Origin of the sequence: Sorangium sp. So ce1504 (genome assembly GCF_051521635.1) — a bacterium.
Classification (GTDB): Bacteria; Myxococcota_A; Polyangia; order Polyangiales; family Polyangiaceae; genus Sorangium; species Sorangium cellulosum_B.
Map to the genome: position 1 here is coordinate 11,647,529 of NZ_CP150365.1, position 12,863 is coordinate 11,660,391.

At 69.0% G+C, this 12,863-nt stretch carries 11 protein-coding genes; 8 read left to right on the forward strand and 3 right to left on the reverse strand.

The window, feature by feature from the left end:
• Window positions 1-318: 318 nt before the first annotated feature.
• Window positions 319-1,158 (forward strand): SDR family NAD(P)-dependent oxidoreductase, encoded by an 840-nt coding sequence (locus WMF39_RS43905; RefSeq protein WP_437742382.1) that lies wholly within the window; start codon window positions 319-321, stop codon window positions 1,156-1,158.
• A gap of 59 nt (window positions 1,159-1,217) precedes the next feature.
• Here WMF39_RS43905 and WMF39_RS43910 read toward each other — a convergent pair whose 3' ends face one another.
• Both WMF39_RS43910 and WMF39_RS43915 read right to left on the reverse strand, forming a co-directional pair.
• On the reverse strand, window positions 1,218-2,633 hold the full coding sequence (locus WMF39_RS43910; protein WP_437742383.1) for a sugar porter family MFS transporter: 1,416 nt from the start codon (window positions 2,631-2,633) through the stop codon (window positions 1,218-1,220).
• 67 nt (window positions 2,634-2,700) lie between these two features.
• Entirely contained in the window at window positions 2,701-2,907 is a 207-nt protein-coding gene (locus tag WMF39_RS43915) for a hypothetical protein (protein WP_437742384.1), read from the reverse strand.
• Window positions 2,908-3,265: 358 nt separating this feature from the next.
• Between WMF39_RS43915 and WMF39_RS43920 the strand changes: the two genes are divergently transcribed.
• Window positions 3,266-3,991 carry a hypothetical protein gene (locus WMF39_RS43920; RefSeq protein ID WP_437742385.1) on the forward strand — a complete coding sequence of 242 codons (726 nt, stop codon included), beginning with the start codon at window positions 3,266-3,268 and terminating at the stop codon, window positions 3,989-3,991.
• 187 nt (window positions 3,992-4,178) lie between these two features.
• Here the strand turns inward: WMF39_RS43920 and WMF39_RS43925 are convergent, their stop codons facing one another.
• On the reverse strand, window positions 4,179-4,559 hold the full coding sequence (locus WMF39_RS43925) for a hypothetical protein (protein ID WP_437742386.1): 381 nt from the start codon (window positions 4,557-4,559) through the stop codon (window positions 4,179-4,181).
• Between the two features lie 356 nt (window positions 4,560-4,915).
• Between WMF39_RS43925 and WMF39_RS43930 the strand changes: the two genes are divergently transcribed.
• The 6 genes from WMF39_RS43930 to WMF39_RS43955 all read left to right on the forward strand — a co-directional run bounded on the left by WMF39_RS43930 (window position 4,916) and on the right by WMF39_RS43955 (window position 12,863).
• Window positions 4,916-5,722 (forward strand): SDR family oxidoreductase, encoded by an 807-nt coding sequence (locus tag WMF39_RS43930; RefSeq protein WP_437742387.1) that lies wholly within the window; start codon window positions 4,916-4,918, stop codon window positions 5,720-5,722.
• A gap of 1,023 nt (window positions 5,723-6,745) precedes the next feature.
• Window positions 6,746-8,338, forward strand: a complete 1,593-nt coding sequence (gene asnB, locus WMF39_RS43935; protein WP_437742388.1) for an asparagine synthase B — start codon at window positions 6,746-6,748, stop codon at window positions 8,336-8,338.
• A 181-nt stretch (window positions 8,339-8,519) separates the two neighbouring features.
• Window positions 8,520-10,034, forward strand: coding sequence for a PqqD family protein (locus WMF39_RS43940; protein ID WP_437742389.1), 1,515 nt, complete (start codon window positions 8,520-8,522; stop codon window positions 10,032-10,034).
• Between the two features lie 6 nt (window positions 10,035-10,040).
• Window positions 10,041-11,330, forward strand: coding sequence for an ATP-grasp domain-containing protein (locus tag WMF39_RS43945; RefSeq protein WP_437742390.1), 1,290 nt, complete (start codon window positions 10,041-10,043; stop codon window positions 11,328-11,330).
• A gap of 1 nt (window position 11,331) precedes the next feature.
• Window positions 11,332-12,057 carry a class II glutamine amidotransferase gene (locus WMF39_RS43950; RefSeq protein ID WP_437742391.1) on the forward strand — a complete coding sequence of 242 codons (726 nt, stop codon included), beginning with the start codon at window positions 11,332-11,334 and terminating at the stop codon, window positions 12,055-12,057.
• A complete protein-coding gene (locus WMF39_RS43955) occupies window positions 12,054-12,863 on the forward strand; it encodes a 2OG-Fe(II)-dependent halogenase WelO5 family protein (protein ID WP_437742392.1) in 810 nt (269 codons plus the stop codon). Before WMF39_RS43950 ends, WMF39_RS43955 begins: the two co-directional genes overlap by 4 nt.

Sequence of the window (12,863 nt, forward strand, 5' to 3'; positions counted from 1 at the left end):
CTCCTTGACAAATGCCACTGAGTCGCACATTCTTTCCCTGTCGCGGCTCCCCGCCGATGGGAGCGATCTCGGGCGGAGGAGCGCGCCTTCCCAGGTACAGAGTCCATCCATCGCCGTCGCATCGAGCGACGACCGAGGCCTCGGCGCGGCCGTCGCGCACAGGGGCCCTCGCGCGCGGGCGCGTCGCGGGAGGCCGCTTTGCAGCGACACCGATATCTCGGCGCGCCCGCGGTCGGATCGAGCGATCGGCGCGCCCACGGCCGTTGTCCGTCGGAGGATGCGGGGGAGGCGGCCCTCACAGGATCCACGAGAAACACCATGGAACACGACAAGGTCGCGCTCATCACGGGCGCAAACCACGGTATTGGGCTCGAGCTCACGCGTCGTCTGCTGTCGGAGGGCTTTCAGGTCATCGCGCTGAATCGCTCGGGTTTCCCCGAGGACGATCCGCTGATCCGGGAGGGCATCGAGCGCCGGAGGCTCCGTGTCCACAGCGCGGATCTGTCCGATTTCGAGTGCCTCAGGCGGGTGCTCGGCGCGATCAAGGCGAGCGAAGAGAAGATCGACGTGCTGTTCAACAACGCTGGCGGCAGCGTCCCGGAGCTGACCTTCTCCAGGCAAGGCCGAGAGCTGCACTTCGAGCTCCAGGCGGTGGTGCCGTATGTCATCGCGATGGAGCTCAGAGGGCTTCTGCGGAGAGGGGCCTTGAAGACGGTCGTGAACACCTCCTCCAATGCGTTCAAGATGACGAGGCGCTTCGACCCGGACGCCCTGGAGCGCCCGGCGTCGTTCAAGCAGCTCTTCGGTCCCTACGCGACCTCCAAGCTCGCGCTCTCCCTCTGGACGCGTGAGGTGGCGCCGCTGCTCGCGGGGGATGGGATCAAGATCCGGAGCGTGGATCCTGGGCCCAACAACACGCTGAGGAAGGGAAAGCGGTCGGGGCTGCCGTTTTACGTGGAGCCGCTGATGAGGTTCCTGTTCCCGCCCCCGAGCGAGGGGGCTTCGCGGCTTTACGAGGCGGCGTTCGGCGCGAACCGGGACCTCTCAGGCGTCTATTTGAAGAAGGACCGCGCGATGGATCTCCCGTTCCGAGAGCATGGCCCGAGGGTGCTGGAGAAGGTGCGATCCATCCACGAGCGGGAGTTCGCCGCCCGCTGAGGTTCTCGAGACAGCCGCGCCTCGCTGACACACGTCTCCTCTCGCCACGCGGGCGCGCATCACATCTCCTCGAGCTCCTTGCCCTTCGTCTCGGGGATGAAGGCGACGACGAACACCAGCGAGGCCGCCGCGGCGGCGGTGTAGAGCCCGTAGGCGATGCCCAGGCCGGCCGCCTTGAGCGGGGGGAAGGTCGCGCTCACGAGGAAGTTCGCCAGCCACTGCGCGGCGGCCGCGATCGAGAGGGCGAGGGCGCGGATGCGGTTCTCGAACATCTCGCCGAGCAGCACCCAGGTCACCGGCCCCCAGGACGCCCCGAAGCAGAAGACATACAGGTTGGCGGCGAGCAGCGCGGCGGGGCCGGCGGCGCCCGTCAGGGCGGGGTTGCCCGCGGCGTCCTCGCCCGCGGCGCCGAACACGGCCGCCATGGCGCCGAGCGTCAGCGTCATGCCGATGGACCCCGCGATGAGCAGCGGCCTGCGCCCGACGCGGTCGACGGTCGCGATGGCGACGAGGGTGGTCACGATGTTCGTGACGCCGGTGATGACCGTGATGGCGAGCGAGCTTCGCTCGGAGAACCCGACCGCCTGCCAGAGGACGCTCGAGTAATAGAAGATGACGTTGATGCCCACGAGCTGCTGGAACGCCGAGAGGCCGATGCCGATCCAGACGATGCGGAGCAGCCCAGCGCGCCCGCGCAGGTCCGCGAGCCTGGGCCGGCGCTCGGACGAGAGCGTCCTCTGGATCTCGACGAGCTTCGTCCGGGCGGACGCGCCGAGGAGGCCACGGAGCACGGCGAGCGCCTCGTCCACACGCCCCCTCGCCACGAGGTGGCGCGGGGACTCGGGGATCAGCAGCGCGCCGAGCCCGTAGAGGAGCGCCGGTGGGATGGCGCTCCAGAACATCCATCGCCAGGCCTGTGCCCCGAGCCAGAACGGGCTCGTCGCCGAGCCCGCGGACGTCGCGATGGCGTAGTCGCCGAGCAGGGCGACGAAGATGCCGAGCACGATCGCGAGCTGCTGGAGCGATCCGAGGCGGCCGCGCAGGTGGGCCGGCGCGATCTCCGCGATGTAGGCGGGAGCGACGACGCTGGCCGCGCCGATGGCCATGCCGCCGAGCACCCTCCACGCGCTGAAGTCCCAGGGCGAGATCGCCGCCCCCGAGCCCGCCGCGCTGACGACGAACAGCAGGGAAGTCGCGATCATCGTCCGCGTCCGGCCGTAACGGTCGGCCAGCTTGCCCGCGAGCACCGCGCCGGCAGCCGCGCCGAGCAGCGCCGAGGACACGGACAGGCCCACGGTCCCCGGGTGCGCTGTGAATACCCTCTCCAGCGCGCCGACGGCGCCGTTGATCACGGCGGTGTCGAACCCGAACAGGAAGCCGCCCAGCGCGGCGACGGACGCGATCAGGGCGATCCGTACCGTCGAGAGGGGCTCCTCGCCGCGTTCATCCCCCTGCTGCGCCGCGGGCTCTGCCATGCCCCCGGTGAACCACGAACCGTGCCGCCGGCCGCCCCGGCGCGTCGACGAGCGCCGGCATGACCAGCTACGGCGCCGCCGTCGGCGCCGCCACGATCGCTTCGAGGCGGCCGAGCACCACCTCGAGCCGCTCGATCATCGCCTTCAGGTCCGCCCTGTACGCTCGATCGTCGGTGTGGACCAGCTCGTCTCGCATCCCCACGAGCCGGGTCGAGAGGGCCGTCCTCGTGTCATCCGCTTCGCGCTCGCTGAGCTCGAGATGCAGCATGCTCATATCTCCTCCTGACGCGGGGCATGTACCTCGGACGAGCGTTCGTTCACGGGCGCTCCCGCGCGGCTGTTCGGGCCGCCGGCCGGCGCCTCTCGTCTGCTCGCTCGCCTGGCGTTCGCCGCTGCTCCTTTCGACAGCGCATGAGGTTTGCGCTGCCAGAGGGCCGCGAGGGAACATGGTGACGCGACGCCTCGCTGTCATCGGCCGCGGCGATCGAGCAGCGCTCCGGCCCGTTCGACACGCGGCGAGAGACCGATGAGCCCGTGGACCCGGATTGCCTCGACGACCTGCAGCGGGGCGCAGAACATGCAAGCCAGAGGCGTGTAGCCGCGGCGAGGCCACGCCTCACGATGGGGGAATCATGCAGACGCCAGGACCCGAGGAACGTGAACGGTTTACACAGCAGGAGAGCCCGATCGCGCCGATATCGGGCGCGCGGCGCAGGCCGGAGGAGGAGAGGGAGGCGCCGCGGATCGTGCTCGGCGGCTCGCTCGCCGAGGTGGTGTGCGGCGCGGGGACGATCGTCCTCGCCATCCTCGGACTGACGGGGTTCATGCCGGGAGAGCTCACCTCGATCGCCACGCTCGTCTTCGGCGCCGCGCTGATCGCGCACGGCGGCGCGATCGCCTCGCGCTTCGGCGCCTTGACGCGCACCACGGCGCCCGTCGAGTGGGACACGCGCGCCGAGCTCGGCGGCGGCATGGGCGCGGAGCTCGTCGGCGGCGCGGCGGGCATCGTGCTCGGCATCCTCGCGCTCCTCGGGCTCGCCCCCGGGGCGCTGACGTCGGTCGCGGTGATCGTCTTTGGCGGCGCGCTGCTGCTCAGCGGCGGTACGACCGCGGACCTCGGCGCGCTCGACGTGCGCGGCGCGCACCAGCACCTCGCCCACGTCGCTCGTCAGGCGGCGATGGCCGCCGCCGGCTTGCAGTCGCTCGTCGGCGCCGGGGCGGTCGTGCTCGGCATCCTGGCGCTGGTCGGCATCCATCCCACGGTGCTCACGCTCGTCGCCCTGCTCGCGCTGGGGTCGGCGATCGTCACGAGCGGCTCGGCCGTCTCGGGGCGCGCGGCGGCGGCGCTTCGGCGCTGAGCCCGGGCCTCGCAGAGGAGGCCGCGAGCGGCCTCTCCCTCTCCACGCGCGTGTCATGGCCCCGCGCGCTTCTGGATCGACCTGGCCGCGACATGGATGTGCTTCACATCGGGTCGCTGGCTGTCGCTGGAGGCGCGCGCAGGGTTGATGTAGAAGGCCGTCGAGACTGGGGGCTGGGGGCTGCTGGCTACCCGACCGATGTCGGCCCGATGACGGCGGCAGACGATGGGGATCGGGGGCTGCTCTGCTTCTCGACGGTGATGAGCAGCTCGAAGTCGGCGTGCGGCACGGTCATCCCAGCCAGCTTGCCTCTCCGGCTTTCAGCATTGTAGTCGAGCACTCCGACCCGTCGCCACGGGGACTCGGAGCTCGGGCGCTGCCAGACGACGAAGTGCGTGCTGCCGGCCTCGATCCGCTCGGGCGGCGAGAGGTGTACGACGTTCACCAGCAGCCGCGTGGTCGCGGCGTCGGAGTCGATGTCGGCGGTGATGTGCGCATCGGCGCCGGGCGCGAGCCGCGTGCCCTGAATGGTTTGCTCGCTCGGGCCGCCGCAGCCCGCGAGCGCCATGCTCGCGAGAAGACCGAGCGTAAGCCCTAGCCGGCCGCCGATTCGTCGTCCCATGTCAACGTGCTTCATATCGCCACCTCGATCGCCTCTCTGCTTCACGGCGGACCCGCTGTCCCCGTCGGGCGTCGCGTCCGGGCTGGCCGGTGCCACAGCCTCTCGGCCGCATCGTGGTAATTTGAGCAAGCGTCGTGCCGAGGTGGGATGTGCATCGGCGGGTGGCGGAGAAACGAGCACATCCACGACCGCGCCACCGCGATGTTCCAGGAGGATGCCCGTCGGCCCGAACGCGCGGCCCGAGGGCGCCGGAGGTCGCTCGGCGCGTGCACAGCTGATATAGCTCCGCCCAGGACATCGCAATGAGTGCCACCACGACTGCTCAGCCTCCCATCGTCTTCATCACCGGTGCCTCCTCCGGCTTCGGCGCCGCCATCGCCCGACGCTTCGCCGGCCTGGGCGCGCGCCTGGTCCTCGCCGCCCGCCGCTACGAGCGCCTGGAAGCGCTCGCGGCGGAGCTCTCGGACAGCCGCATCCCCGGCCCGGCTGGCGCGCGCGCGCCGGCGATCCACCTGATCCGGCTGGACGTCCGCGACCGCGGCGCGGTCGACAAGGCCATCGCCGAGCTCCCGCCCGAGTTCTCCGAGGTGACCGTGCTGGTCAACAACGCAGGCGGCGCGCTCGGGCTGTCGCCGGCGCACCAGGCCGATCTGGACGACTGGGAGGAGATGATCGACACCAACGTCAAAGGCTTACTTTACTGCACCCGGGCGCTGCTGCCCGGCATGGTGGCGCGCGACCGCGGGCACATCATCAACATCGGCTCGGTCGCCGCGGAGACGCCGTACCCCGGGAGCAACGTCTACGGCGCGTGCAAGGCGTTCGTCGCGCAGTTCTCGCTGAACCTGCGCTCTGACATCCTCGGCAGTCGGGTGCGCGTCACCGACATCGAGCCCGGCATGGCGGAGACGGAGTTCTCGGTGGTGCGCTTCAAGGGAGACCAGGAGAAGGCCGCCGCCGTGTACCGAGGCGTGAAGCCGCTCTCGGCCGAGGACATCGCCGAGTCCGTCGTATGGTGCGCGATGCTCCCGGAGCACGTCAACGTGAACCGGCTGGAGCTGATGCCCGTGATGCAGGCGTTCGCCGGCTTCTCCGTCAAGAGAAGCTGAGGCGCGCGGCGCACACGCCGCACGCCGGCTCGATCCCCGCACGCGCCTCCGACCCCCCTTACACACGCCGGGCCCCCGCTTCACGCGGCGTCCCGGCGCTCGCCGAGCCGACGCTCGAGCGAGCTCTGCAGTTCAGTTCACTCTCACTTCAAGCGAGCGTCCCTGCTGCGCGGAGCCCCCGCGCCGCGTAGCGTGCGACGCCGAGCTGGTCCGCATTCTCCACAGGCGGGTCACCACCGCTCAACGATGTCTGTCGTTGCACAGGCACCGTCGGCGGTCGGCTCGATCCCGCGTCGATGACCAGCTCGCGGCGTCGGGCGCGGGGCGCATGCGTGTTGATGGCACGCGCATTGATGGCACGCGCATTGATGGCACGCGTGTTGATGGCACGCGGCCGCTCAGCAGCAGGCTTCCACGGTGCGGCGCTCGCCCCGTCATAGCCTCATCCGATTTCTGCAATGCAGGGGATGGGACGTAAGACATCGACAGCATCGACCCGTCATCCGGTCGACGGGAGAGCAGGATTTTGATCCGTGTTAGACGCTTGCGCATGGTGAGGGGCCGCACTAGCTTACGTGTCCCGCTGCCCTCGCGGCGCCGGTCGTCAGCAATCACCGCGATCCCTCGATCCCTGGATCGGAGGATGAACATCGCCATGGGTTGCTCGCCGGAGCAGCAGATTTGCGGAGACCACTCGAGGAATATCGCGTGATGTTGCTTCGTTAAGAGCGAGCGCCGTCCGTTCCCCTGGGCCGTCGTCCGTGGTCATCGGTCGTCCATCGCTGGGCGCCGCGACCCTTGCTTGACGTCGTGCCGATCGCCCGGAGGCGGAGGACTCAACAGGAGCGGAGCTGGGGGGCATCGGGGGCATCCGAGCGCGCTGGCGGCGAATCCGACGTTCCCTCGAGGAGCGGTCGGAGGGCTCTGCTCGACGATGGAGGGCTCCGGGGTCAGCTCAGAGCTCTGGAGGACTTGAACTGAGAGACGCTCGCCAGCGTCCACCAACGTACCTTGGAGTCAACAATGTGCGGAATCTTTGCCTTCTTCGGAGATATCGATTCAGCGACGTGTTTCCGGGGCAGCTTCGAACGATTGAATCACCGGGGCCCTGACCACTCGGCCTGGGAGCAGGTCGGCCCGAGGGCCGTCTTCGGCTTCCAGCGCCTCGCCATCAGAGGGCTCGGCCCCGACGGCAACCAGCCGCTCTGGTCGAGGGACGGCAGGGACGCCGTCATCTGCAACGGCGAGGTGTACAACGAAGAGGCGATCCGCGCGGACGTCGGAGACGACGGGGGCGGCTCGGGGTCGGACTGCGATGTGATCCTGCCGCTGGTGCGCAAATACGGGCTTCGGGGCGCCTGCGAGCGGCTGGACGCGGAGTTCGCCTTCGCCTACTACGACGGTGCTTCCGGCCGCGTCTTCGCGGCACGGGACCCGATCGGCATCCGGCCGCTCTTCTTCGGTTACCTGAAGAACGGGCGCGGGATCGTGTTCGCCTCCGAGGTGAAGTTCCTCAGCGATCTCTGCGCGAAGGTCGCGCCCTTCCCGCCTGGCCACTACTTCGACGGCGACAGCTTCGTGCAGTACCGCGACATCACGGCGGTGAAGAACGTCGCGAACGACGACGAGGCCACCATCTCCGCGAACCTCGAGCGCCTGCTCGTCGAGGGGGTGCGCAAGCGGCTCGTGTCCGACGTCCCGGTCGGCTTCCTGCTGAGCGGCGGCCTCGACTCCAGCCTGGTCTGCGCCATCGCCACGCGCGTGCTCGGCAAGCCGATCGACACCTTCGCGATCGGCATGGCCGAGGACGCCATCGACATCAAGTACGCGCAGACGGTCGCCGATCACATCAAGTCGCGCCACCACGACGTCTACGTCACCAAGGAGCAGGCGTTCGAGGCGCTGAGGGACGTGATCTATCACCTCGAGACGTGGGACATCACCACGATCCGCGCCTCGATCGGCATGTACCTTATTTGCAAGCACATCCGGCAGAACACCGACATCAAGGTCCTGCTCACCGGCGAGATCAGCGACGAGCTCTTCGGGTACAAGTACACCGATTATGCCCCGTCGGCCGCGGAGTTCCAGAAGGAGGCGCGCAAGCGGCTGCGGGAGCTCCACGCCTACGACGTCCTGCGCGCGGACCGCTGCATAAGCGCCCACTCGCTCGAGGCCCGCGTGCCGTTCGGGGACCTCGCCTTCGCGAGCTACGTGATGGCGATCAACCCGGAGCGGAAGATGAACAAGACCGGCATGGGCAAGCTCCTCCTGCGCCGGGCGTTCGCCGACAAGCGGTACCTCCCCGACGCGATCCTCTACCGCGAGAAGGCGGCCTTCTCGGACGCGATGGGCCACAGCCTTGTCGACTCGATCAAGGCCCACGCCGAGGCGCGGTACTCGGACGCGGACGTCGCGGCGGCGCAGCGCAAGTACGAGCACCGCGCGCCGATCTCAAAGGAGTCGCTCCTGTATCGGGAGATGTTCGAGAGCCTCTTCCCCGGCCGCGCGGAGCTCATCCCCGACTACTGGATGCCGAACAAGGAATGGAAGAACTGCGACGTCTCCGATCCGAGCGCGCGCGCGCTGCCGAACTACGGCGCTAGCGGAGTCTGAGGAGCTAGCTCGAGGCGACAGTGACGCGCTCGTCGCACGTCACGTTCGCTCCGCCGGAGCTGCGCGAGGTGGCCTGGCCGCCGAACGTGGCCGCGGGGCGAGTGACGCCCCCTCAAAGCCGGACGAACCCGCCCGCCGCTCCGCGGCGGACGGGGGAGGCCCCTCATTGGGATAACTTGAGATGACGAACCATTCGCCTGTACGACAACTTCGAGAAGAGGCGCTCCGCGCCCTCGCCGCTCACCTGCCGCAGCAGCACATCGACGCTGCGACGAGGTGCGCCCAGAAGCTCCACGAGGGCCTGCCGCACAAGGAGGAGCTGCGCAGGAACCAGGTCCTGGTCGCCTACGGCGGCGGGAAGGACAGCTCTTACACGATCGCCTTCGTGCGGTGCATGCAGCTGCTCCTCGCCCGCATGCACGGCCAGACGTTCAAGCTGCTCGTGGTGACCAACCGGCACGCGGGGATGCCACGGGCCGTGATGGAGAACATCGCCCGCGCCTACAGGGCCCTCAAGCTGCTCGAGGATCCGGACTGCGAGGCGCTGCTCATCGACGGCAACGAGATCAACCCCTTCAGGGTCGATCGGCGGCTGCCGCTCGCCCTCGTGCGGCAGAACCGGGAAGACATCCTGATGACGGGGCACCGGACGTTCGCGGACGCCCGACCGACGTTCTGCAACGCGTGCAACCTCAGCATGGTGAACTCGTTCGGCCTCGCGGCGTCCCACGGGAGCGGCGTCGACGTCATCATCACGGGAGACTCGCGCAGGGAACAGCGGGCCTACTATGTCTGGGTCGCGCGGCTCGCGCAGCGGTTCGGGTTCGACAGCAACAGCGCCGAGGGGGGCTTCGGCGGCTTCCTCACCAGGATGCGCAGCCTGTCGCAGCTCTATTTTCGCGATCTCCACGGGAGCGACGCGGCGGACGCCATCGCGCGGCGGCTCGTCACGGCGGACCTCCGGAAAGATCTTCAGTTCTTCTCGATCTACGACGACACCCAGTACGCCTCAGGGGACCACTGGGATCTGCTCACCAAACACCTCGGCTTCGAGTTCGACGAGATTGCCTTCAGCTTCAGCGAGTCGGACTGCGCCAACCCGGCGCTCATGGCGCACCTGCGAGGCCTGAAGTGCGAGCGAATGTACGGGCGGAGCTACGCTGAAGGGATCGCCGAGTACGTCGACTTCGCCGTGGGGCTGATGCGCAAGAAGGAGTTTCCGCAGGTCCTCGTGGACATGATGCTCGCCCGCTACGATGGCCCCGAGAAGCTCGCGCGCATGCGGGTGGTCATGGACGACATGGCCAGCGAGGTCTATGGCCTCGACGAGCAGCAGCTCGTCTGCATGATCTATTCGCCCTTCGCAGACAGGTGCGAGAACCTCGACGTCTACCTCGCGCGCGAGCAGCCCGAGCTCGCGCCGCTCGCCGGGGCCATCCGCGAGCTGCTCCGCCACGGCAAGGATCCGGCCCGCGGGGCACGGCAGCGCGAGGTGCAGCAGGCGCTCGAGCGGCTGAGCGGGCTCACGCTCTCGCAGCTCCGCGTCATCCACGCGTCGCCGCTGCACCCGTCTGCGGAGGGCGGTGGGGGACACCTCATCGAGCACATCCTCGCGCGCGATCCGCACAAGGACGTCATCCAGACGCGGCGCGCCCCCGGCGGCGCCCTGGTTCAAGAGACCATCTCCGGCAGGTAAGGAAACATGAACTCTCAGACTGGAAACATCTTCGTTCAGGTCGGCGCCACGCGGGACGGGCTGGACCCGTACCTCGGCGTCGCGCGCAAGCGGTCCCTGTCGGCCGTCCTCGTGGAGACGCCCGCCTACCTGCGCTGGCGCCGGCAGCTCGGGCGCAGCGCGTTCGACGTCGAGATCGCCGTCGAGCGCCCCGCCGACCCCGAGGCGGTTCGGGCGGCGCTGGAGGCGCTGCGCCCCCGGATCGCGCTGATGCTGCCGGGCTTCGAGCGCTACACGGCGAGCACCTACGCCGCCGCCGAGCTGCTCGGCGTGCCCCCGCAGGACGCGCGGGCCGAGCGCCGCTTCACCCCGCTGGACAAGTCGGGGCAGCGGGCGGCGCTCGACGCGAGGGCGCCGGGCGTCCTCCAGCCGCGCTACAGGACGCTCCCCGTGCGGCCCAGCGCCGGAGGACAGGCGCTTGATCACCTCGGCTTACCGCTCGTGATCAAGCCCGCCGACGGGGGGGGTGGCCTTGGCGTCTTCGTCGTCGACGAGCCGGCGCAGCGCGACGATGCCATCGCCCAGATCCGGGCCATGACGAACTATGATGGAGGGGCCTTCTCGCAGATCGTCCTGGAAGAGTACGTCCAGGGGACGGAGCACTCGATCCAGGCGGTCGCGCACGGCGGCCGCGCCGTCGTGCTCACGACGTGCGAGAAGATCATCCTCCGCGAGCGCTCGCGGGACGCCGGCCGGCTCGTCGGGTTTCGCGAAGTCGCCCACATCGCGAGTCACGGCGCGCAGGCGCCCCAGGCGTTCCAGGAGCTCGCGCAGCGGTGCATCGACGCGACCGGGTACAGGAGCGGTCCGTTCCACATCGACCTCATCGAGAACGCGCGAGGCGTCCACTTCGTGGAGATGGGATTCCGGCTCTCGGGGGGCGGCATCGTGGCGCTGGTCCGGCGCGTGACGGACATGGACTGGGCAGAGCTGTCGGTCGCGAGCCACCTGGACGGGCGTGAGCCCGCGCTGACCAGGCCGCCGCAGGGCGAGGGCGCCGTCATCGGTCAGGCGACGCTCGCCTCCGAGGACGAGCTCCGCGCGGCGGAGCAGCTCCTTTCGCGCGGCGTCCGCGCGGAGATCCTGCGCTTCGCGGCCCCGGCGAGCGACCCTGACGACGCGGGCGATGACGCGAGCCTCGCCTCGGACCGGCTGCGCCACACGGGCTTCGTGGGGAGGGTCGTCCTGTACGCGCGACACCGCGACGAGGCACGCGCGAACCTGCGGCACTGCATCGCCGCCCGCCTGGAGGACTGACATGTGCCGGCTCATCCTCGCCAAAGGTAGATTCTCGAGCTCAGCGATCCTCGACGCGGCCATCATGATGAGCTCGGGCCAGACGGCCGACCACGAAGGGCCCACGCAGCAGCACCCCAACGGCTGGGGCGCGGTGTGGCGGGATCCGGGGGGAGGCCTGAGCATCCACCGCGACCCGCGGAGGATCAACGACACGGCCGACGAGTCCCCGATCCGGGGCGTGGAGACGGACCTCCTGGCGGTGCACGTGCGGCACGCGACGCTCGCGCGCAACCAGGGGCTCCAGTGCACGCACCCGCTGGCGCGCCCGGGGGCGAAGGGGCCGTGGTACCTCCTCCACAACGGCTTCTTGCCGACCGTCCACCAGAGGCTCGGCAAGGAGCGCTCCGAGTTCGACTCGGCCGAGTACCTCGAGTACCTCGTCCCGGAGAACGCCCACACGCTGGACATCGACGCTGCGCTGTCCAAGCTGCGCGCCATCCCGCCCGGGGGCACCTCGGCCAATGCCATCCTCATGAACGCGGAGTGGGCGTACGTGATCCACTGGACGCCTCAGGAGGTCCCGTACCGCCGTTACTTCTCGATGCACCAGCTCGCGCTGGAAGACTGCACCATTTACGCCTCGGAGATCATCCCGGCGCTGGCGCCGCGCGAGCGCTGGGCGCCGTTGCCGCAGCGCCACATCGTACCCATCAAGCTCAACGCCCACGGAAGAGGTCTATCATGAACAACGATCATCACTGGAATCAGGTCTCCCTCCCCGCGGACGATCGCGCCTCCGGCCGCAAGCTGCTCCGCGGGCTGGTCGACAGCGAGGTCGCGGTCGTCGTGTGCAAGGACCTCCTCGGGGACAAGCTCCTCCAGAGCGGCCTCAGGCAGATCCGCGACCACTACGGGAAGAAGTTCGCGACGCAGTACGTGAACGGCACGCTGACGACGATCGGCCCCTACCTGGCGAAGCACCTCTCGCGGCCGGAGGAGTATTTCGCGAACGCAAGCATCATCGATGAGGTCTTCCCCGAGCCCGATTTCGATCTCCGCCACATCGTGCGGGACAGGCTGAAGTCGCTCTTCGGGCTGCAGAGCATGAAGGTCCAGGAGGAGCCCGGCGGCCAGCGTTACGCGGACTCGATCGTGCGCGTCCACGCGGACGGCGTGTGCAACCCGCTGCACAACGACAACATCATGCGCGACGCGGCGTCGACCGGCCTCTCGCTCGCCAAGCTGAAGCACCAGCTGAGCTGCATCGTCTGCATCCAGGAGTGCGATCAGGGAGGAGAGCTGATCAGCTACCGCAAGACGTGGAACGAGGAGGACGAGGCCTTCAAGATCAAGGGGGGTCTCGGTTATGATAGGAGCGTCGTCCGCGACGTGCCGCGCACGGTCTTCCGGCCACAGACGGGCGATGTCTATGTAATCAATCCCACAAACTACCACGAGATCGAGCGTGTCGGCGGGAAGGATCGGATTACACTGGGCTTCTTCATCGGGTTCTACGATGATGAGCTCAGGAATGCAGTCGTGTGGAGCTAA